The sequence below is a fragment of the Methanovulcanius yangii genome, from assembly GCF_018687785.1.
Classification (GTDB): Archaea; Halobacteriota; Methanomicrobia; order Methanomicrobiales; family Methanomicrobiaceae; genus Methanovulcanius; species Methanovulcanius yangii.
On record NZ_LTBL01000001.1, the window covers coordinates 1,857,838 to 1,877,504 of the forward strand.

Below are 19,667 nucleotides of genomic sequence, written 5' to 3' on the forward strand. Positions count from 1 at the left end.
TGAATGGATGGAAACATTCTGAGTAGGTATATATGACAATATTTCTTGGGATGGATGACACCGACAACCTCGAATCACGCGGAACCGGGAGGCTTGCACGTGCGGTCGCAAAGGCCATCGATGAGCATTACCCTGTCAGCGGCGTAACCCGCCATCAGCTCTACGTTCACGCAGACATTCCCTTCACGTCGCACAACAGCTGTGCCGTGCTTCACATAGAATCCGATGAACCATCGGTCGTGCCTGAGGTCTTTGACATCGCAGAGGAGATGATGCTGGAGGATTTCATCGAGGGGAGCGATCCCGGCCTCTGTGCGGCGCATGCATCGGCCATCACTCCGGCGCTGCAGGCCTATGGGTGGGATGCGAAGGTGACGGTCCTTACCCAGGAGCGTGCCCGGACCCTTGCAAAGAACCATGGCATCGCCCTCAAGGGTCTCGGGGGGACGGAGGATGGTGTCATCGGTTCACTTGCCGGGCTCGGCCTTGCCTCGACAGGAAATGACGGCAGGCTGCTGATGAAAGGCACCATCCGTGACCATACCGGCCCTCAGGATGCGCAGGTGCTCCTCGCCGCAGGCATCGATGAGATCTGGAGCCTTGACGGGCAGCGGGTCACCGACGGGACGATCTTCACCCAGACAGGAAAGTCGGTGAAGGCGAATATGGTCGGCGGCCGCGTCGTCCTCATGGTGGAAGCCTGCGACGGCGGCTGGACGGCGCTGAAACGGCACTAAAGACCTGAGGCACGATGGACCTGAACCGGCGGATAATCATTGCAGCCCTCCTCTTGGGCGTCTTTGCGATGGTGATGATATTCGCCCAGATCGTGGGGGATCTCTTCATCGAAACCGGGGGCACCCTTCCCACCGTCGAGATAAAAGAAACCTACACAAAGGAGGATTTCGTCTATGGTCCGCAGGATTTCCGGCCGTGCTGGTATTCTCTTCCGGTCTATACGCCTGCAGAGAATGACCCCTCCGCCGGGGATGACTGGTATATTCTGGTAGTTCCCCTGCACGGGGTGCCGTATGGGGGCAACCCCCTTCTGGGCCGGCGGGGGTATATCGAAGTGAACTATTCCTTCAGCGGGCTTTCGGATATGGCGGTCTTTCATGTCATCGGGTTCCAGGACAGCGAGGTGAAGACGCGGACGAACCGGCATGACGGGTGGGGTGCGTCCTGGTATGCCGTCCCGGGAGAAGCGGCTCCGGGAAGCAGCATGCCGGCAACCGCCCCGATGTCGGAGTCGAACAGGTTTGTGCTGCAGATCTCCGGGTCTGGTGTCCCTGTGGATGCGGACGAGGAGGTGGCCGTGGGATATCCGGTGAATTTCAAGGAGGGTGGCGGTATGGATGCCATCCATATTACGACGATTCCCGCAATGAAGAAGGGGCAGATCACCCGTGACGGGCCGGCAGAGGGGACGTTGTATATCACCCATACGGGCGGGTCGACGATGGGGGCGACAGCACTTCTCGTTGCCTGCCGGGGAATGCAGAATGACGATTTTTCGGTTGCGATCACATCACGGTTCGTGGAGGAAGAGGGATGGTAGAGACCCGCATCCGGGATGACCCGAAGGAGGAGAGGGCGGCGGGAGGCTTTTTCACCCTCAATGAGATCGCCCTCCTCTCCCTCTGCGGGGCGCTCGTCTTTGTCCTGAAGATCGTCCTGAAGATCCCCCTTGCCCTTCCCGGTCATTCCGGAGCGTTCTGGGTGATCCCCATCATCATCGGCGTTGCTGTTGTCAGGAAGTTCGGCTCCGGCACCTACATCGGCCTCATATCGGGCATTCTGGCCTCATTTTTCGGCTTCGATCCGGTGCATATCTTCTCGATCTTCAAGTACTGCGCCATCGGTCTCGCCATTGATCTAACCTCCTTCGGCTTTGGCTACCGGCTGGAGAACCCGGCCGTCGGGTTCATCGTCGGGGCGACGGGCAACATCGTCAAGATGGTCGTCAACTACGCCGTGCAGGTCTTCTTCGGCATCAACGCCGGGTTCATCCTCCTCGGTATCGGCCTCTCGTCGGTGACCCACCTGATCTTCGGGGGCCTCGGCGGCATGATCGCCGCGTACATCGCCGGGCGCCTCATGCGGGCAGGGGTGATTCATGGTGGCGACGAGTGATCCGCTCATCACCGTCGATGACCTCTCGTATACCTATCCACGTGCGGGCGTACGCCGGCAGGGGAAGGCTCTTGATTCTGTGACCCTCACAATCGGGCCCGGTGAGATGATCCTCCTCTCGGGAGAGAGCGGGTCGGGAAAATCGACCCTCTGCCGGGCGCTCACCGGCCTCATCCCCGGCAAACGCCGGGGAAAGATGGCCGGGAGGGTTACCGTCTGCGGGCAGGACACCCGGAGAACCCCGGTTCACGAGATCGCCCGGCAGGTGGGCTACGTCTTCCAGAACCCCGACAGCCAGATCCTCTGCACCAACGTCGATGCGGAATGCGCCTTTGCCCTGGAACAGGCGGGATGGGCCCCGGCTGCCATCCGCGACGCCGTGGCAGAGACGGCAGACCGGCTCGGAATGGCGCATCTTCTCGGACGCGAAACCACGGCCCTCTCCTGGGGCGAGCGCCAGCGGGTTGCCGTTGCATCGGTGATGGTGATGCACCCTTCGGTGCTGATCCTCGACGAACCGTTCTCCGGAATCGACGCAGACGGTGCAGAGCTTCTCAAATCAATGCTCGTCTCCCTCAACAAAGAGGACGGCATCACCATCATCCTCGTCGAACACCGCCTCTCGCTCTTTCCCGGGTTCTTCACCCGTCAGATTGTCATGGAGGAGGGGCGGGTGATCTATGACGGCGGGCAGCGGACGGCGGACCCCTGTCCTCATCATCCGGTGGCCACCGGTATGGCAGACCCGGAGATACCGGAGCCGGACGGAAGGAGGGCGGCGGGTATGGATGCCGGGCGGGCCGCCGGGCCGGCTGCCATCCGGCTTGAAGGGGTGAGCTATACCTATCCGGGAGCGACGCGTCCGGCCCTGAAGGGAATTGATCTGGCGCTTCAGCCCGGGACGATCACGATCATCCGGGGCCCGAACGGCTCGGGGAAGAGTACGCTCTTCCGGCACTTCAACGGGCTCCTGCAGCCGGACGAAGGGATGATCGGGATATTTGGGGAGACGATCGCCGGCCGTCCGGTTGCAGAGATCGCCCGGTCGGTCGCCGTCCTCGGCCAGCATGCCGACTCCCTCCTCTTCGAGGAGACGATCGAGCGGGAACTGCGGTTCGGCCCGGAGAACCTGGGCATCGATTCCCGGACGACGGACCGGCGCATCGACGAGGTCTGCACCCTCATGGACATCGCCCATCTCCACCGGGAGACCCCTCCCCTCTCCCTCTCCGCCGGCGAGCGCCAACGGGTGGCCCTCTCGGCGGTCCTGATGATGGACGCCCCCATCCTCGCCCTGGACGAACCGACACTCGGGCTGGACGGGCGGCGAAAGGAGGAGCTCGCACGGGTGCTGAGAACCCTTGCAAACGGCGGTGTTTGCGTGGTGGTTGCCACGCATGACCGCGTTTTTGCAGCGCAGTGCGGCGGCGACGTGCTGGAGATGGCCGGCGGAGAGATGAATGCACCGTCACCGGGGAGCGGGGACTCATGATAGGCCGTTTCACCGGAAAAACGGGGCGCAGGGGCCATCTCATTCCCTATATTGCGGGGGATTCGGTGGTGCACCGGCTCGATCCGCGGACAAAGCTTGCCCTCCTCCTCGGGACGAGCCTGCTCACGCTTCTCACGGAGAGCCCGGTCGTGATGCTCATTCTTCTCGTTGCGGTCGCCGCGGCGGCTGCACTGTCGGGGCTCATGCGGCCGTGGCTCCATGCCCTGCGCATGCTCATCCCGTTCATGATCGTCATCATCGTCCTCGACCTCTTCTTCACGTCCCATGCGTCGGGGACCGTCTGGTGGTCGGCGCAGTGGTGGCTCCTCGCCCCGGCGCTGACGAGCGGAGGGACCGCCTTTACGATTGCGATGGCCCTTCGTCTCTTCGCCATCGGGGGGGTTTCGTTTCTCTTCGTGATGACGACCTCGTTCGACGACTTCGTGGGCGCGCTTCGGGCGATGCGGGTCCCGGACACCTTCTCCTTCTCCCTTGGGTTCGCCCTCAAATCGGTCGAACACCTCTCCCGTGACGCCTCCTCCATCCTCGACGCCCAGCGCTCACGCGGGCTCGGCATCGACCGGGGCTTTATGCGAAATACCACCGGGATGCTCTCCATCTTCATCCCGCTCACGGTCTCGGTCCTGCGGCGATCGGATGAGGTTGCCGATGCGATGCAGTGCCGGGGGTTCGGGCGTGAGGAACGGACGACGAACAGTACCGAATACCATTTTGGGTGGCACGACGCCGCCTTCTTCATCGCCCTTGCCGCGATTGCGGCGGCGGTGACGCTCATATCATGATGAGAGAGGACAATCAGATGCAGACAAGACAGGACATTCGACGAACCATCCCGAAGAGAACGCCGGCACGTATCCTGCAGTGCGCTTGTACTGCCGGGGTGGTACTTCTTCTTCTCTGCGGGATATGTGCGGCCCCGGTAGCGGCGGCCGATGTGCCGCTGACACCGCTGCCCGACGTGAAGCATGTAACCCTTGCCCTGCAGAACGGGGGAACGAAATATCTCAAATTCGACGGCGGCGGCCTCAACTCCCTCCATATTACGACCAGCACGGCAGAGCCCTACGGACAGGTGACCATGACCGAGACCACCACGGGGACCTTCTATGCCTCGGATACGGGGAGCAGGGGGTTCGATGACGATATCGTGCTGATGGTCGCGGTGAAGAACCGGGCCGACGGGACGCTCCCCGACGACCTGCGCATCACGGTCGGCGCCGGGGGGTACCAGTGGGAACCGATGCCCGAACTCAACCAGCCCCCGGGGATGGGGGATATCACCTATGTGGCGGAGAGTGCGGCGGTCACCCTCACGGCCGGCGACTTTACCTATGGCCCCCAGTCGTGGAAACCCGCAGGGGACAACGACCCCTTCAATTACCCCATCTACTACGGCCAGAATGTTGCTGCGGGGGAGGACTTCTCCCTCCTCTTCGTCGACCTGCACGCGGGGACCATCGGCCTGAATTCGGGTCTCTCCGGTCTCATCGATGCGGGCATGGTCCGCATTGACACCAGCGTCGAAGGGTGCGACACGCTGGTCTCGTTCTCCGTCTACGGCTGGTGCAAACAGTCCAATCAGGGTGAAGGCATCTCATGGACGAACCGGCTCTCCGGGGCCGGCAGCAGCGGGTACGCCGTCGCCGGCAGCGGCGGCGGTGGGGGTGGCGACGCTCCCGCAGGCAGCGGCAGCACGGGCGGTGGGAATTCGGGCGACTCATCGGATGCCGTCCCCGCCTCCTCGTACATCCCGCCGTCTGCGCCTGCCGACTGGGACTCATCCTTCGGCGCCCTGAATGTGACCTCCTCTCCTGGCGGCGCTGCCATCTTCATCGACGAGGTTGCGGTCGGGGGAACGACGAATATGACGATCGAGACCCTGCCGTCAGGGTTGTACATTGTCCGGGTCGAACGCGAGGGCTATGAGACCCCGGACGATGCCGTGGTGACCATCCGCGACAATGCGACGAAGTCGCTCCACTTCACCCTCATCCCGAAGGAAGGGGTGATCTACGTCTACTCCGATCCGACGGGGGCGGAGGTCTGGGTGGACGGGGTGAAGACCCCGGTCAGGACGAACGGCGTCGTTCATATTCCCTGCGGGAACCACACGGTCAGGATGAACTACGGGGAATTCCTTGCGGTGGAACGGAACGTCACGGTATCCGATGCAGAGCCGGCCACGGTATTCGTCTCCTTCACCGAGGGGGGGACGTCCCTGACTTGGATGCAGGGGACACATCTCCCGACGAAACACCGGTTGCCACGGCATCTATTGTCACCGGGACTCCCGCCGGGACTTCCGGGGCGGAGCAGGGCGGCGACGGGGGCGATGCTTCCTTTTTTGGCGGAATGTGGTCATGGCTGCTCGGACTCTTCGGGGCCGATGCATCTCAGGGCACCGCGGACGCCGCCGGGATGAATGGCACAAATACGGAAGTGGCCGGTGATACGTCTGTACCGGCGCTGATGCCGGAACCGACGTCGGTGGCGGCGATGGTAAATGGCACCCCCGCATCGGTGCCGGATGCCGGTGAATGCGCCCCCTCGCTCCTCCCCGGCGGCGTGTATGTCTCTTCCCTCCCCGGCGGAGCGGAGGTCCGGGTGGATGGCCTGACGGAGCCGGGGCGAACCCCCTGCGTCGTCGCCGGTCTCAAACCCGGTCCCCACCAGGTGGCGGTGATCGGAGGGGCCGGGGCCCGGACGATGCTTTCGCGGACCGTCTGGGTCTATCCCGGCGCGGTGACGCCGGCGGACTTTGATTTCGTCGGCACCGTCTATACGGCAACGATGGCGGCGGACCCCGACCAGGGATATGAAGGATTGCCGATGACCGTCGACGGCGCCTACCCGGAACTCTCCACCTCGACGGCAGTGACGGTGAAGCAGTCCGGCTCCTACATCACGTTCCGTGAAGGGGAGAATCTCTATTCCTGCATGGTTGCCACCGTGGGGGACATGAACCATGTCGTCGAGTGGAAGCGCCGTCCGCTTGCCTCGGTGGAGGTCGTGACCGAACCTGCAGGTGCGATGGTATTTGTCGACGGCTACCTGATGGACGACCGGACGCCGTGCACCATTGCCACCGTCTCCGAAGGGCGGCACTATGTGATGGTTGCAAAGGAGGGATACCTTCCCGACGGACAGGAGATCAATATCGCCGATACGATTCAGGACTGCGACCGGACGGTCCCGTTCCTGCTGAAAGAGTATGCGGCAGGCACCCTGAACGTCACCAGTGAACCGGATGCGGCCAGCATCTTCCTGAACGGGCGCTATACGGGGCTCTCGACTCCCGCGACCTTCGCTGACCTTCCTATCGGCACCTATGAGGTGGGATGTTCGAAGAACGGCACCATGGCAGGTTCGCGAAGCGTCACCGTGACCCCCGCCGCCACGGTCGCCTGCGCCATCCTTCTGGATCCGGTGACAGGGACCTGAAATCACCTTTTTTTGCCTCTTCGCGATGATAAGAGGCAGTATTATCACTGAGGATGACCGATGAACTACCATGGGCACCGAGAAGATCATCGAGAGTGATCTGGACCAGGGAACCGGCGTTTCCGGACGGCGACCACCGGAACGGCACCCCGTGATAGAGGAGGAACCGGAGCGTCCTCTCTCCCACGATGAAAAGATCGACGCCGGGGGTCCGCACACGCCCGAAAAGGCAGAGGCCGTGAAAGAACAGGTAAAGCAGGGGAAAAAGGGATTCGGCCGCATCTCGTTCGACAAAAAGAACGATTCCGATATTTTTTCTGATTAGACGGGTCCGGGGGCGAATGTCAGGACGACTACATCGTCCGGCCGTGCCGGGACCACTTCCCGTGTTCCTTCGTAGAGCTCCAGCGTTCCGGTGACGGAAAGCACCTGCCCTCCGGCGAAGGTGCGGCCGTCCGCCACCTGCCGGGGGATGAAGACCGTCGTGCCGTTGATCGTGAGGATGGTATGGCCGCCCTGTGCGGTGGTGCGGGCGTCGTCGACCGTCCCCTCGAGGATGACGAGGTCGCCCGGTGCGGCCTCCCCGCTGTACGCGGCGGCAAAGGGGGCGGTACCGAGGGCCCCCAGGACGAGATGGGCGGCGGTGAGAAGGGCGATCACACCGGTAAGAAGGGCGATGGCGGTCTTCTCCTGCGGATGGAGCATATCCCAATATTTCTGTTTCATGACGTAAAAGAGCCGGTTTTCATACCGGGTCCCGCCTCATCCCAGTGGAGTCAACGGGTTCTGCTGAACAGCGCAGTGAACCGCAATCTACCTAAAGGGGGCATTCCTTCAGGTGTGTATGCATGTGAAGGCCGGAGGGGCGGGCGGCCACCGGGAAAAAGTTGTGGTCACCGCCCTCCTGATCTGTGCTCTCCTGATACCCTGCACGGCGGCCGTTCCGGGCAGGAGCGACGGTCCGAATGGGGCGGAGGACCTCTGGGGACCGTACCTGACGGGCATGGATGCCGAAAGCGTTCAGGTTCGCTGGCATGGTGATGGTGTCTCCGGTGTGGAATACCGGCAACCCGGGGGTACTGTCTGGAACGAAGCATCCGCCGTCTCCGCCGGGGAGGGGTTCTGGTATGCCCCGATCACCGGTCTTGCCCCGGATACGACCTATGAGTACCGCCTCGCGGACGGTCTCGGCGGCGGCCCGTACACCTTCACCACATTCCCTGCGGCGGGGCCTGTCACCTTTGCGGTGGTCGGCGACACGCAGGACGACCCGACGGTCCCCGTCCCGGACGGGCGGACGCCCCTCGTGGCAGCGGCGATCGCGGAGGATGAAGACTGCATGTTCCTCCTCCACCTCGGCGATACAGTCGGCGACCCCCGCGATGAGGCCGAATGGGGGCGGTTCTTTGCGGAGATGGGCCCGGTCATTGCGCATATTCCCCTCTATCCGGTGATGGGGAACCATGAACGCAACCTCACCGTCTGGTATGCCGCCTTCGGGTATCCGGAGTGGTACACCTTCTCCTGCGGCGATGTGCCCGTGGTCGTGCTCGACAGCAACGACTGGGCATCGCCGCGGGCTGAGGAGCAGGACGCCTGGTTGCAGGAGACCCTGGCGGAAACGGAAGGGTCCGCCATCGTTGCATTCCACCATCCGCCGTACGCCGACGACGCGAAGCACCCCGGCGGATGGCGGCAGTTCGCCGAGAGGTGGGAACCGCTCTTTGCGGTGCACAACGTGCCGCTTGTCCTCTCCGGCCATGTCCATGCCTACGAGCGCTACGATCGGGACGGACGGGTCTGGATCGTTGCGGGGACCGGGGGCGGTCCCCTGTATCCCCTGACGGATGAGAAGGGGGAGGGATGTATCGTGGCGGTCGAGCGCACCATCGGGTACCTCCGTATCGGCTATGATGGTGCAGGCGGGTGGACCGGCGTCTATACCGCCGCAGGAGAGATCACCGGCGAGGGGACGGCACGCCCATATGATGAACCGCAGGTGATGGATACGTTCTCTTTGCCTGCGTCCGCTCCGGACGAGGACATGACCCCACCAGTGGCCGATCCGTCCTGTCCCGCTCTTGCCGCGGTGGCATGGGGGGCGGCAGGGCTCCTCCTCGGAGTGCGCATACAAAACAGGGGTAATTAAATAAAATTAACTTTTTAAGGAAAAAAAGGAATCCTTTTCACATCCCCGGCCAACGCTATCATTTATACCAGATAAGGTGGTGTTCAGGCACGTGGTAAGAAAACAGTCAGTGATGCTGATCCTCATCCTCATGTGCTGTGCGGGATTTGTTCTGCATGCAGGAGCGGCAACGACGGAGGTCACAGTTACGCGGTACAGTTCCGACGGGGCGCTCCTCTCAGAGAACGGTCCCTACACGTTCGAGTGGATGGAGGCAAACCTGCCGGTCATGGGCGACGGGAGTACGCATTACTATATGCAGGGGCCGAGCTTTGACGAAGCAAATCTCTGGGATCCGTCGGAAACCGTCAATACGGAGAGCAGGGATCTGGGTGCGCTGAAGGGTACCGATGTGGCGGATCTCTGCGACCTTGCGGGAGGCATGAAGGAAGGGGACGTCCTCCGCATCATCGCCGAGGACGGGTTCTTCAAGAACTTCCCCTACACGTCTGTCTATGACCCCCCGGTACGGCAGGGGCCGATGGTTCTCGCCTGGTACAACGGCGGGGAACCCTCGGCCGCCGAGCCGCAGGGGCTGGGGTATCCACCTGACTACTACACCGGCATGCGCCTCGCCTTCTTTGCGGACACCTCGGTGAACCCGGATGGCAATCACATCTTCGGGAACACCGACATGCAGGCAGTACTTCCCGACGAATACCGGCATTATTTCAGCGGAAAATGGCCATCATCGAGCGGTCTTTCGGTGAAGTACGTCAGTGAACTCCGGATCATCGAAGCAGAGGGGCCGGCACCCGCCACCCCTGCCCCGGAGGAGACTACCGCGCCCGCTCCCGTGATCGCGGCGGCAGCCGCCCTGCTCTGTGCCGGGTGGTATGCGACCCGGCGCAGACGTGAGTGATATGAAGGTTGGCCGGCTCGTGTGTAGCGTATGCTGCCTTTTCCTCCTGATGCTGGTACTCGCAACTGTTCCTGCAGCCGCCGCCACGACTGAACTGACGGTTGTGCGATACACATCGACGGGCGCGGTTGCGCAGGAGAAGACCGTCACCTATGAGTGGATGGAGGCAAACCTGCCGGTGCAGGGCGACGGGACGACCCATTACTACCATCAGGGGCCCGTATTTGAAGGCGAATGGGAACGGGTGCATCCCGGTGAGACCTATGATTACTGGGACCCTGCCGAGACCGTGAACTACCGGACAAAGGACTATGGCGCGGCGAAAGGGACGGCGGTGCGGGACCTCTGTGATCTCGTGGGAGGCATGTCCGACGGAGATACTGTCAAAATCATTGCATCGGACGGTTTTTACAAATATTTCCCGTATGATGCGATATATCGCCCACCATCCCGTATGGGAACGGCGGTGGTGACATGGTACCGTCCTGATTACGGGTATGTCCCGAATTATTTTGAAGGCATGCGGCTCGTCTTTTTTGCGGATACCTCCACGAATCCGGACGGATGGCACGTATTCGGCATTACCGATATGAAGGAAACGCTGCCTGAAGAGTACTGGCACTGGTACTGGGGGAGTCCCACTGACAAGTATCCCACAACAACGGGTCTCTCGGTCCAGTATCTCTCCCGCATTGAAATTTATCCCGGTTCCTCGGGGGTCGGCCCCGTTAGCGGAGGGGGTGGGAGTGATGATTCCTTTACATGGAAGCCCGAGATGGGCCGCCTGAATGTCACCTCGAGTCCGTCCGGAGCCGCCGTAATTCTCGACGGCGAGGAGACGGAGTACCTCACCAATGCGAGCATTGCGGATCTGCCCGTTGGAGATTATGGGGTGACCGTTGTCCGGGACGGATATGCGTCTCCCCGCGAAGTTTGGGTCACCGTCCCGGCCGACGGGACGGCGCAGTGGCATTTTGATCTTGAGGAGCTGTATGCACCACTCATGGTCAGGACGTGGCCGGAGGATGCCGTGTTCTTCCTTGATGGGGAGAATATCGGGCGCCCTGCCGGGGTGGCGTTGGGCGCCGTCACCGTCGCAAACCATTCGGTGACGGTGACGGCGGAAGGATATGTCCCCGAAACCCGACATTTCCGGGTGGAGGACGGCGAGGGAGCGGAGATTCTGATTGCACTGTCTCCGGTCATTGCCCCTGAAATTCCGGACAGGACCAACGAAACACTCTGTTCCTTCGGCCCCGGCACCGTGGGGGAGAATGTATCCCTCCCCTCCCTCTCCCTGATCGATGGAGAGGGGAACATTCTTACTCCGGGAGCGTCTGTCGAAGCGGTCTCTCCGGCCGGGCGCCTCTATATCTGCCTCTCCAACGGGTACAACAGCACCCGTGGCGAGGGGGTTCAGCCACAGTTCGAGGTGCAGTCCGGCGAGACCGTTCTCTTTCCAAAAGAGTACTACGGGTGTTCCGTTACCGGCCCCGCTGGAGAGACGGTGGCGGTTACGGGCATCTATGAAGCACCGGCAGGCAGGGTCAGGGTGACAGGGACCGGCGGGTGCAACGATACGGCGATCGTCGGGGCCGTTGCCGTCCTCACTGCAAGCGAGGGGCCCCGGAACGGGTGGTATGCAACCTTCGAAGGAGTCACCCCTGCATCGGGCGTGATCGGTGAGATCACCCTTCCTTCTGCAGCGTATGCACACGAGGGGAATGTGTCAATGGAGGTACTCCTCACCACCAAACCGGATTCGGTCCTGCCTGACTTTTCCCTTGGGGATCACCGGCTGGAAACGGCGAGTGTGGAACGTTTGCCGCGTGCGGTGCTCGTACGGTTTGTCCCCGTTCCTGTTCCCGGGACGGGAGCCGTGTTCATGGCAGATGGTGACGGGGAGGCGCTGATGCATCTTCTCCTCGTGAGTGGGGCCTCCGGCGACGTGGAAGGTATGGAGGGCGCGTTCGCCACTGAAGAGACCCCCGAACCCCGCGATGACGGAGGATGGTTCGGTGCAATCCTCTCATGGCTGGCAGGGCTCTTTGGACAGGACAGCCCCAATTCAGAAACCTCGCCGACTCCGGTAGCGGAAGTGCCGACCTCCCCTCCTCAGGAGGAGACGCCGGCGGCCGCTGTACCGACCCCGGAGGAAACGGCCACTCCGGCGGACCGGGAGACCGGGGCCACCATCCCTCCCCGGGGCATGTATGTCACATCCGTCCCCGTCGGTGCTGCCATCTCCCTCGACGGGAAGGCGACGGGGGATACCACCCCCGCCCTCTTCACCGGGCTCAAAGAGGGGTTGCACCGTGTGAGCGTACGGCATAGCGCAAGCGGACGGACGGAAACCTCCGATGTCTGGGTGCATGACGGGATGCTTGTCCCGGTGGACTTCACCCTCGTGGGGGATCCCATAGAATCGGAGGTGACGATACGCTCTGCGGATGGGGAACCGGTGGAATTCACCTTGAATGGCGCTTACCCCCTCTACGAAACCCCGAAAGATGTGACCCTTACCACTCCCGTTTCATGGGTGGCGACGCAGACGGACGGGGCATTCATCTCCGTGATGGTCCCGTTCTCACCCCGCAATGGTGAGATTGTCCTTCCGGCAGCAGGTATGACATCGTCCCCCTGTTCCCTTCGCGTTCAGTCGGAGCCGGAAGGGGCGGCGATCTTCGTCGACGGGTATCCGACCGGCCTTCATACCCCTGCCACCGTCGAAAAGCTCTCGACGGGAGTTCACACCGTAACGATTCACCTGGACGGCTACCTGCCGGATTCACGGGAGATACAACTCGTGGACCTGCCCCGGGCCGTCGATGAGGAGGTCGGTTTTACGCTCGCCCCCTATGCTTCGGGCGACATGTGCCTCACCTCGGATCCGGCGGGGGCCAAGGTCTACCTCTACGGGAGATACATCGGGTGCCGGACGCCCTGCACCGTCTCCGGGATGGCAATCGGGACCTATGCGGTCGGGTTCACTCTCGAAGATACGTCACGGGTGGTTGATGTGACCGTCATCCCCGGGGGCGTGGCAGAGGGGGTATGCATCTTCCACGATCTCGTGGATGAGAATGGCAATGGACAGACAGAAACGAATGAGGAAATTGAATGATGAAAGAAATGAATGTACGATCAATCGCCTGTATCCTGGTACTCTCTCTCGCACTCCTCTGTGTGGGCGTAGGACCGGCTGCCGCCACCCCGACGGAGGGAATCACCATTTCCCTCCTTGACGGGGCAAACGAAACCATCCTTGCAACGAAGTACGTGGATTACCGCTGGATGGAGGCGAACCTTCCCGTCTACGGCGACGGCACGACCCATTACTACCATCAGGGACCGGTCTTCTCCGAGGACCCGATGGTGGCCTGGGACCAGAACGAGACCGCGAATTACAAGGACCACGGTGCCCCGAAGGGAACGGACGTGGCCGACCTCTGCGACCTCGTGGGCGGTGCGGCCCCCGGCGATGAGGTGATGATCAAGGCGGGCGACGGGTACAACGTCGTCTTCCCGTACGAGAACATCTACACCCCCGACCCGCGGCAGGGGCCGATGGTCCTCTGCTGGTACAACGGCGAGGAGGCGGAGTATGGTGCCCGGCAGGGCGTCGGCTACGTGCCGGACGACTACTACAACGGGATTCACCTGCTCTTTTTCGCCGACACCTCCACGAATGCGGAGGGCCTGCATGTGTACGGCAACTGGGACATGCACGAGACGATGCCGGGTTCGGCCCAGCACTTCTATGACCTGAGCCCCTCGACAAACGGCTTCACCGTCAAGTGGGTCGACGAGGTACGCCTCTATCGCGGCGGCTACAGCGGCGACCGGACGGCGCCCGTCAAGTCGCTCGCCGGCGAGGACGGTGCGGCGGACGGACCGGTTCCGACCGAGTCTCCCGCTCCGCTCGCGGGCCTTGCGGGGCTTGCAGCAGCGGGCCTTCTCCTCAGGAGGGTGGGGGCATGAAACGGGCACCGGTGTGGACGCTCCTTCTCCTCCTCGTCCTTGCCGCCGCCTGCGGCTGCACGGACAGCGGCCAGACGGCACCGGCGGCGCCCGAACCGCTTGAGGGGACGGTCACGATAATCCACGGAGGCACTTCCGTCACCTATGATTACGATGATATCGCCACGATGCCCGCCTGGGAAGGGATGGCATATGCCGTCTCGACCGTCGGCATCAAGTATGGGCCGTACCAGGCAAAGGGCGTCCCCCTCATCGACCTGATCACCCTCTCCGGCTCCTTCGAAGAAGAGAACCAGGCCTGGATCTCGGCGGACGACGGGTATATGTGGGTCTTCGATTACGATCAGGTGATGGGCGAGGGGTTCATCACCTTCGACGAGGATCTGAAGGAGATCCCGTCTCCGCCGCTCACTGTCATCCTCATGTACGAACAGGACGGCCAGCCCCTCTCCTATGACGATGGCGGGCCGTTCCGGGTCGTCGTTGCCACTGATGAAGGAGGCGTCATCACCGAGGGAAGTTCCTGGGTGAAGTGGGTATCGGCGATCGAGGTGAAGTAAGGTGACCGACCGGACCGCCCCCGCCGCCCTCCTCCTGCTCCTCCTTGCCGGCATGCTGGTGACCTGCGGGTGCACGGGGAATGGCGGGGAGGACGAGCCGGTCGTCCTCAACGTGGTGGCGGCGGGTAGTGTCCTCGGCCCCCTCGGGGAGGTCGAGGCGGCCTTCGAGGCGGACCACCCGGGCGTCGACGTCCGCGTGGAGGGCCACGGGTCCATCCAGTGCATCCGGCAGGTGACCGACCTTCACCGCGACTTCGATGTCGTCATCGTCGCTGACGAGACGCTCATTCCGGATATGATGTACCGGGAGGATGAACGCACCGGTGAGGCCTATGCAGATTCCTATACCCCGTTCGCCCGCAATGCGGTGGTCGTCGCCTACACCCCGCAGAGCCGGTACGGCGATGCGATCACAGCTGAGAACTGGTATGAAGTTCTCTCCCGCCCGGATGTGCGGGTGGGATTCTCGAACCCGATGCTCGATGCCGCAGGGTACCGGGCGTTGATGGTTCTTCTCCTTGCAGAGGAGTACTACGGCGAGGCGGGGCTCTTCGCGGGCATCGCCGGCGACCACTGTGCCCCGGCCCTGACGGTGACGGAAACGGGCGGCGTGCAGAGGGTCACCCTCCCGGAGGTGCTCGAGCCGGACGGGACGAAACTCGTCATCAGGGACGGGAGCATCTTTCTCCTCTCCCACCTTGAGTCGGGAGGCATCGACTATGCCTTCGAGTATAAGAGCGTCGCAGAGGAGCACGGCCTGCAGTACATCTCCCTTCCGCCGGCAATCGACCTGAGCACCCCGGTCCATGCAGAGAATTACCGGACCGTTGAGGTGACTCTTGGTTTCCAGCGCTTCAGTAGTATCGGGAGCGTCAGGACCGGCGTGCCGGTGGTCTATGGTGTCGTGGTGCCGGCGGGGGCGACGAACCCGGCGCTTGCAGAGGAGTTTGCCGGGTACGTGACGGCGATGTTCGGTGAGGGCGGGTACGGGTGGCCTGCGGTGTATTGAAGAGAATGGATGTGGGGTTTTTCGCCCGTTTCTCTTCGTTTGCCCACATCCATTGGAGGTGCTGAGCCATGGGGGACCTGCGGTCCCCCCGGCAGCCCCCCCGCTTTTTGCGATATTCCCGTTCCGGCTGCTTCATTCGTTTTGAATCGTTTATCTTTGAATCGATCCACGTAGTGGTATTTGGGACGGGGGTGAGCGCTATCGTTTTTTTTCTTCTGGTGTTCCGATCCCTGTTCCTCTTCACCCCAGATCCATTACCGAACGTATCGCCGGGGGAACGGTCCGCCGCAGGGAGAAGGGCATCCCGCCCTCTGCGGTGATGCCGACCGTGAACCGGGTGTTCGGGGCGAGGCGCTCTTCGGGGTAGAGGAGGACTTCGAAGATTTCGTTCGGCTCGAGGACGAGGTCATCGTCCGCCTGCCGGAAGGGAATCACATGGGACCGCGAGGCGACGGTCCACTGCCCACGGTCAAGGGGGCGGTTGGCGGCGGAAAGGGAGAGGGGTGCCGTCCGGCCGTCTGCGGTCATCGTCACGGTGGCGCTGCTCAGATCGACCCCGCCCAGATCACCGGTCGCGAGGCGAACACTCACGAGGACCGCCCCCATCATATCCGGGTGCAGGCCGCCTTCACCGGTGACGGCCACCCCTTCGTACGGCCCGCCATCGTCCGCAAAGCCGTACACCTCGCCGTCCTCTATGAGGAGGCTTCCGCCCTCCTCCATTGCGCCCACGACGACCCCGCGGTCGTCGCCCCCGGCCGGGGCGAGGACCGTCAGGTGAAGGACGAGGTACAGGCCGCAGAGAACAAGGGCGCAGAGGATGAGCAGTTCGAGGCCGGTGAGCCCCTCGTCAGCGGCGTGGATGAGAGGGGATGGGCGGTGCCGGCATACAACGGGCCCGATTGTCATCGCCGCTGCCGCCATGCGTAGTAGCAGGCGAGGCAGGCGAGCATGCCTGCGGCCGCAAGGATGCGCAGGGTCCGGTCATCCGCGTCCGCCGTCCCGGTGAACGGGGTGCCCGCCGCATCCTCCCAGTCGTCCTCGAAGACCGCCGTGAAGTACGCCCCGACGCCGGGGTGACGGATGATGACGCCCGCCTCCCGGTTGAAGGAGGGGGAGTGCTCGTTCCAGTTGATCGACGACACGAGCACCTCCTCCCCGTCGACGATGACGCCCTTCGTGTGCACCTTGACGATGTCATCATCCGTCGTGCGGGCAAGGCGGGCTTCGAGGGGCAGGCCCTCCGCCGCCGCCCGGGCGTTGATGGCCGCCGCCATCTCGTCGTTGTCGTCCTCCCCTTCCACGTTGAACCAGTAGCTGTCGAGGATGATGCGCACCGGAACGCCGCGCCCGGCGGCGGCCACCGCCGCGGCGAGGTACGGATTCTCCCGCCCGTCCGACCAGTCACTGATGTACGCCTGTTCGATGTCGACCGAGACCTGTGCCCCCTCGATCATCGCCGGGATGAGGCCGGCCGTATCGGGTGCAAGGACGGGGGTGACCGTGGCGCCGGTGAAGGTTGCGGGGCCGAACTCCGGGGTGCGGGAGACGGAGCCGTCGCCTCCTCCGTCCGCGTCCCCGGGGGGGCTTCCGGGGAAGGGGGCGGCATCAGGCCCGCCCGCATCGTCAACGAAGACCGTCGTGAAGTAGTCCGCCACGCCGGGGTGGGTGACGACCACTCCCCAGCCGCGGTTGCCTGCAGTGCCTGCCGGGGGAAATCCGCTCGCCCCGAAATTCTCGGTCGTAACAAGCACCGTCTCCCCGTCGGCGACGACATACTTCGCATGATCGTAGCGGTACCGGGCATGAGCCTCGTCCGTCGTCGCCATCGTTAGGACCTCCGCACCCGCGCCGGTGAGGAGCCACGCGATGCCGTCCTCGCCCTCGGGGATGCCGCCGACGGGCCCGCCCTCGAGGAGGACGCGGACCGTGGCGCCGCCTGCGGCGGCATTTGCCGCTGCGGCCGCGATGTCTGCATCGGTGAACTCATAGACGTTGATCAGGAGGGAGGTGTCGGCGGATGCGAGGGTCTCCGTCAGGACCTCGCGCGAACAGTCGGGGGATGCAAAGGCGGTGACCGTCGCACCGGTATAGGTCGCGGGGGCGAACCGGGACTGTCCGATGAAGTACGGGCGCCTATCCCACATGCCGTCCTCGTACACGTGTACCTGCCCCTCCCGGCAGACGACATCGTCCGGCCACCCGACGGACTGAATCTCCGTGCCACGGACGAGGACCGTCACCGTATCCCCGGCATTGCCGAGGGCGAACTGCCCGGTCCGGACGAGGTCCGGGACGCCGGGGGAGGAGTCGTACCACTCGAAGTCGGGCCATCTGCCGTGGACGTCATGGTAGGCGGTGCCCTGGGCGGCACAGGTGAGGGGCACCGTCGCCCTCGTCCCCGCGGGGAACCGGACGGACCCCTCTCCGTCGGTGACGAGCACCCCGTCCATGCTCCCGCCGCCGATGACGAAGAACTCGTCGGCCTCTCCCTTGAGCCACGTATCCGGGCAGATTTCGGTGATCATCACCGTTCCGGAGGCATGCATGCAGCAGAGAAGAAAAATGGCGCAGAGTGCGAACGCAGTGGCGGGGATACGCATGATATCCGGTTGGAGGGAAGGCCGTTAATGCTTTCCCGAATGGATGTTCCCGCTCCTGCCCCCGGGGCGGTGGGGGAGGACGCCGGCCGTCTCGGTTATGAGGCATCACGGACAACGGATAGATCATGACCCGCCCGTCCGCCCCCCCGTCCCGGAGTGAGCCCCCTTCCCCCTCTCCCATGATGGCGCCGTTTCGCGAGGGGCTCCTCGTCGTCAAGGCGGGGGGAAGTCTCATGGACTGCATCCCAAAACTCGTCTCCGTCCTTGCAGAGAGCGGCCGCGATCTCCTCATCGTCCCCGGCGGGGGACGGTTTGCGGACGCCGTCCGCGATGCGGGCGTTCCCGACGAGGAGGCCCACTGGATGGCCGTCGCCGCGATGGAGCAGATGGCGTGGTGCTGGGCCGCGGCGGGGGCACGGCCCGCCGGTCTCGACGACCCTGTCCGTGGCGTCTGCGTCCTCCTCCCCTACGGGCCCCTGAGGGAGGAGGACCCCCTCCCCCACACATGGGAGGTGACATCGGATACGATTGCAGCGTGGGTGGCGGACCGGCGGGGGGCACCGCTCCTCCTTCTCAAATCGGTGGACGGCATCCCCGCCCCGTCGGGAGGTGTTCTGCCGGAGATTGCGGCACCCGTCGCCACCGATGTCGTGGACCCCTGCGTCCTCCCCTATCTCTTTGCACACCGGGTGCACGCCGCTATCGTGAGCGGCCGCCGGCCCGAACGGGTACGATCATTCCTCGGCGGGGGCGATGTCACAGGGACATATATCAAACCAATAGTTTAAGACTCGTCAGGGCGAATTTATTGGTTACTTTCAGTTGATACCAAGAGGTAGAATACATGGCGGTAGAAAAATGCACATCCTGCAACGTCCCCCTGGCCGAGGCCGGCTGGACCACCTTCGAATGTCCGAAGTGCAGGGAAACCATCAACCGGTGCCACAGCTGCAGGCACCAGAGTATCCAGTACGAATGCAAGAAATGCGGATTTGTGGGGCCTTGAGACATGGGTGACGTCGCAGTTATCATCAAGGTGATGCCCGAGTCCCCCGAGGTCGACCTCGCGGCACTCGAGGCACTCATCCGTGAGAAGCTTCCCGGTACTCAGGACGTTGTCGTCGAACCCATCGGATTTGGTCTTTCCAGTCTTAAGCTCGCCATCGTCGTCCCTGACGGCGAGGGTACGACCGAAGAGGCAGAAGAGACCCTTCGCACCCTCGAAGGTGTCGAGTCCGCCGAGATCATCTCCGTCACCCTGACCTGAAGCGGATATCATATCCTTTTTTTTCTTTCGCGTTCGCACCATTCTTTATCCTTTCTCCCGGAATGAGGAGTCTTTATTAAAAATAACCGTGAGTATTCTATAACAGCAAC

20 protein-coding genes are annotated in these 19,667 nt (G+C 63.1%); 17 read left to right on the plus strand and 3 right to left on the minus strand.

The features are described 5' to 3' along the window. Positions 1–32: 32 nt before the first annotated feature. The 8 genes from AZH53_RS09315 (at position 33) to AZH53_RS09350 (ending at position 7,412) form a co-directional block, all read left to right on the plus strand. The gene (locus AZH53_RS09315; protein ID WP_319643245.1) at positions 33–737 is read left to right on the plus strand and encodes an ABC transporter substrate-binding protein; all 705 of its coding nucleotides are present in this window, start codon (positions 33–35) and stop codon (positions 735–737) included. 14 nt (positions 738–751) lie between these two features. Continuing rightward, positions 752–1,558 (plus strand): hypothetical protein, encoded by an 807-nt coding sequence (locus AZH53_RS09320; protein WP_319643246.1) that lies wholly within the window; start codon positions 752–754, stop codon positions 1,556–1,558. Then, entirely contained in the window at positions 1,552–2,133 is a 582-nt protein-coding gene (locus AZH53_RS09325) for an ECF transporter S component (protein ID WP_319643247.1), read from the plus strand. Before AZH53_RS09320 ends, AZH53_RS09325 begins: the two co-directional genes overlap by 7 nt. Next, on the plus strand, positions 2,117–3,625 hold the full coding sequence (locus AZH53_RS09330; protein ID WP_319643248.1) for an ABC transporter ATP-binding protein: 1,509 nt from the start codon (positions 2,117–2,119) through the stop codon (positions 3,623–3,625). Before AZH53_RS09325 ends, AZH53_RS09330 begins: the two co-directional genes overlap by 17 nt. After that, the gene (locus tag AZH53_RS09335; protein WP_319643249.1) at positions 3,622–4,428 is read left to right on the plus strand and encodes an energy-coupling factor transporter transmembrane component T family protein; all 807 of its coding nucleotides are present in this window, start codon (positions 3,622–3,624) and stop codon (positions 4,426–4,428) included. Before AZH53_RS09330 ends, AZH53_RS09335 begins: the two co-directional genes overlap by 4 nt. Before the next feature lie 17 nt (positions 4,429–4,445). Continuing rightward, positions 4,446–6,068, plus strand: coding sequence for a PEGA domain-containing protein (locus AZH53_RS09340; protein ID WP_319643250.1), 1,623 nt, complete (start codon positions 4,446–4,448; stop codon positions 6,066–6,068). Further along, positions 6,065–7,087, plus strand: coding sequence for a PEGA domain-containing protein (locus AZH53_RS09345; protein WP_319643251.1), 1,023 nt, complete (start codon positions 6,065–6,067; stop codon positions 7,085–7,087). Before AZH53_RS09340 ends, AZH53_RS09345 begins: the two co-directional genes overlap by 4 nt. A 70-nt stretch (positions 7,088–7,157) precedes the next feature. Further along, positions 7,158–7,412: a hypothetical protein gene (locus tag AZH53_RS09350; RefSeq protein ID WP_319643252.1), complete on the plus strand. Its 255-nt coding sequence runs from the start codon at positions 7,158–7,160 to the stop codon at positions 7,410–7,412. Here AZH53_RS09350 and AZH53_RS09355 read toward each other — a convergent pair. Continuing rightward, positions 7,409–7,813, minus strand: coding sequence for a hypothetical protein (locus AZH53_RS09355; RefSeq protein ID WP_319643253.1), 405 nt, complete (start codon positions 7,811–7,813; stop codon positions 7,409–7,411). The two genes, AZH53_RS09350 and AZH53_RS09355, sit on opposite strands and share 4 nt — an antisense overlap. A 118-nt stretch (positions 7,814–7,931) precedes the next feature. Here AZH53_RS09355 and AZH53_RS09360 point away from each other — a divergent pair, with 118 nt between their 5' ends. From AZH53_RS09360 to wtpA, 6 genes are all read left to right on the plus strand, one after another. Then, positions 7,932–9,236, plus strand: coding sequence for a metallophosphoesterase family protein (locus tag AZH53_RS09360; RefSeq protein ID WP_319643254.1), 1,305 nt, complete (start codon positions 7,932–7,934; stop codon positions 9,234–9,236). A 91-nt stretch (positions 9,237–9,327) separates the two neighbouring features. Then, complete coding sequence (locus tag AZH53_RS09365) at positions 9,328–10,137, plus strand: argininosuccinate synthase (protein ID WP_319643255.1); 810 nt, start codon at positions 9,328–9,330, stop codon at positions 10,135–10,137. Positions 10,138–10,186: 49 nt separating this feature from the next. After that, positions 10,187–13,261 (plus strand): PEGA domain-containing protein, encoded by a 3,075-nt coding sequence (locus AZH53_RS09370; RefSeq protein WP_319643256.1) that lies wholly within the window; start codon positions 10,187–10,189, stop codon positions 13,259–13,261. Beyond that, positions 13,258–14,118 carry an argininosuccinate synthase gene (locus AZH53_RS09375; protein WP_319643257.1) on the plus strand — a complete coding sequence of 287 codons (861 nt, stop codon included), beginning with the start codon at positions 13,258–13,260 and terminating at the stop codon, positions 14,116–14,118. The genes AZH53_RS09370 and AZH53_RS09375 overlap by 4 nt, the downstream gene beginning before the upstream one ends. Further along, a complete protein-coding gene (locus AZH53_RS09380; protein ID WP_319643258.1) occupies positions 14,115–14,678 on the plus strand; it encodes a molybdopterin-dependent oxidoreductase in 564 nt (187 codons plus the stop codon). The genes AZH53_RS09375 and AZH53_RS09380 overlap by 4 nt, the downstream gene beginning before the upstream one ends. A 1-nt stretch (position 14,679) precedes the next feature. Beyond that, a complete protein-coding gene (gene wtpA / locus AZH53_RS09385) occupies positions 14,680–15,687 on the plus strand; it encodes a tungstate ABC transporter substrate-binding protein WtpA (RefSeq protein WP_319643259.1) in 1,008 nt (335 codons plus the stop codon). A 240-nt stretch (positions 15,688–15,927) separates the two neighbouring features. On the opposite strand, the gene AZH53_RS09390 is transcribed toward wtpA, so the two are convergent. Together AZH53_RS09390 and AZH53_RS09395 are read right to left on the minus strand one after the other, a co-directional pair. Beyond that, a complete protein-coding gene (locus AZH53_RS09390; RefSeq protein WP_319643260.1) occupies positions 15,928–16,596 on the minus strand; it encodes a hypothetical protein in 669 nt (222 codons plus the stop codon). Beyond that, on the minus strand, positions 16,593–18,290 hold the full coding sequence (locus AZH53_RS09395; RefSeq protein ID WP_319643261.1) for a phospholipase D-like domain-containing protein: 1,698 nt from the start codon (positions 18,288–18,290) through the stop codon (positions 16,593–16,595). Before AZH53_RS09395 ends, AZH53_RS09390 begins: the two co-directional genes overlap by 4 nt. Before the next feature lie 125 nt (positions 18,291–18,415). Here AZH53_RS09395 and AZH53_RS09400 point away from each other — a divergent pair, with 125 nt between their 5' ends. Genes AZH53_RS09400 through AZH53_RS09410 form a run of 3 tightly spaced genes read left to right on the plus strand, consistent with a single transcriptional unit; the run spans position 18,416 to position 19,557 of the window. Further along, on the plus strand, positions 18,416–19,078 hold the full coding sequence (locus tag AZH53_RS09400) for an amino acid kinase family protein (protein WP_319643262.1): 663 nt from the start codon (positions 18,416–18,418) through the stop codon (positions 19,076–19,078). Positions 19,079–19,134: 56 nt separating this feature from the next. Further along, positions 19,135–19,296 carry a zinc finger domain-containing protein gene (locus tag AZH53_RS09405; RefSeq protein ID WP_319643263.1) on the plus strand — a complete coding sequence of 54 codons (162 nt, stop codon included), beginning with the start codon at positions 19,135–19,137 and terminating at the stop codon, positions 19,294–19,296. Positions 19,297–19,299: 3 nt separating this feature from the next. Then, the gene (locus AZH53_RS09410; RefSeq protein ID WP_319643264.1) at positions 19,300–19,557 is read left to right on the plus strand and encodes an elongation factor 1-beta; all 258 of its coding nucleotides are present in this window, start codon (positions 19,300–19,302) and stop codon (positions 19,555–19,557) included. Positions 19,558–19,667: the final 110 nt, after the last annotated feature.

Excerpts from the sequence above, each read along its gene's own strand:
- AZH53_RS09315 (WP_319643245.1), top strand. The coding sequence starts at position 33 with ATGACAATATTTCTTGGGATGGATGACACCGACAACCTCGAATCACGC.
- AZH53_RS09320 (WP_319643246.1), top strand. The coding sequence starts at position 752 with ATGGACCTGAACCGGCGGATAATCATTGCAGCCCTCCTCTTGGGCGTC.
- AZH53_RS09325 (WP_319643247.1), top strand. The coding sequence starts at position 1,552 with ATGGTAGAGACCCGCATCCGGGATGACCCGAAGGAGGAGAGGGCGGCG.
- AZH53_RS09330 (WP_319643248.1), top strand. The coding sequence starts at position 2,117 with ATGGTGGCGACGAGTGATCCGCTCATCACCGTCGATGACCTCTCGTAT.
- AZH53_RS09335 (WP_319643249.1), top strand. The coding sequence starts at position 3,622 with ATGATAGGCCGTTTCACCGGAAAAACGGGGCGCAGGGGCCATCTCATT.
- AZH53_RS09340 (WP_319643250.1), top strand. The coding sequence starts at position 4,446 with ATGCAGACAAGACAGGACATTCGACGAACCATCCCGAAGAGAACGCCG.
- AZH53_RS09345 (WP_319643251.1), top strand. The coding sequence starts at position 6,065 with ATGAATGGCACAAATACGGAAGTGGCCGGTGATACGTCTGTACCGGCG.
- AZH53_RS09350 (WP_319643252.1), top strand. The coding sequence starts at position 7,158 with ATGGGCACCGAGAAGATCATCGAGAGTGATCTGGACCAGGGAACCGGC.
- AZH53_RS09355 (WP_319643253.1), bottom strand. The coding sequence starts at position 7,813 with ATGAAACAGAAATATTGGGATATGCTCCATCCGCAGGAGAAGACCGCC.
- AZH53_RS09360 (WP_319643254.1), top strand. The coding sequence starts at position 7,932 with ATGCATGTGAAGGCCGGAGGGGCGGGCGGCCACCGGGAAAAAGTTGTG.
- AZH53_RS09370 (WP_319643256.1), top strand. The coding sequence starts at position 10,187 with ATGCTGGTACTCGCAACTGTTCCTGCAGCCGCCGCCACGACTGAACTG.
- AZH53_RS09375 (WP_319643257.1), top strand. The coding sequence starts at position 13,258 with ATGATGAAAGAAATGAATGTACGATCAATCGCCTGTATCCTGGTACTC.
- AZH53_RS09380 (WP_319643258.1), top strand. The coding sequence starts at position 14,115 with ATGAAACGGGCACCGGTGTGGACGCTCCTTCTCCTCCTCGTCCTTGCC.
- AZH53_RS09390 (WP_319643260.1), bottom strand. The coding sequence starts at position 16,596 with ATGACAATCGGGCCCGTTGTATGCCGGCACCGCCCATCCCCTCTCATC.
- AZH53_RS09395 (WP_319643261.1), bottom strand. The coding sequence starts at position 18,290 with ATGCGTATCCCCGCCACTGCGTTCGCACTCTGCGCCATTTTTCTTCTC.
- AZH53_RS09400 (WP_319643262.1), top strand. The coding sequence starts at position 18,416 with ATGACCCGCCCGTCCGCCCCCCCGTCCCGGAGTGAGCCCCCTTCCCCC.
- AZH53_RS09405 (WP_319643263.1), top strand. The coding sequence starts at position 19,135 with ATGGCGGTAGAAAAATGCACATCCTGCAACGTCCCCCTGGCCGAGGCC.
- AZH53_RS09410 (WP_319643264.1), top strand. The coding sequence starts at position 19,300 with ATGGGTGACGTCGCAGTTATCATCAAGGTGATGCCCGAGTCCCCCGAG.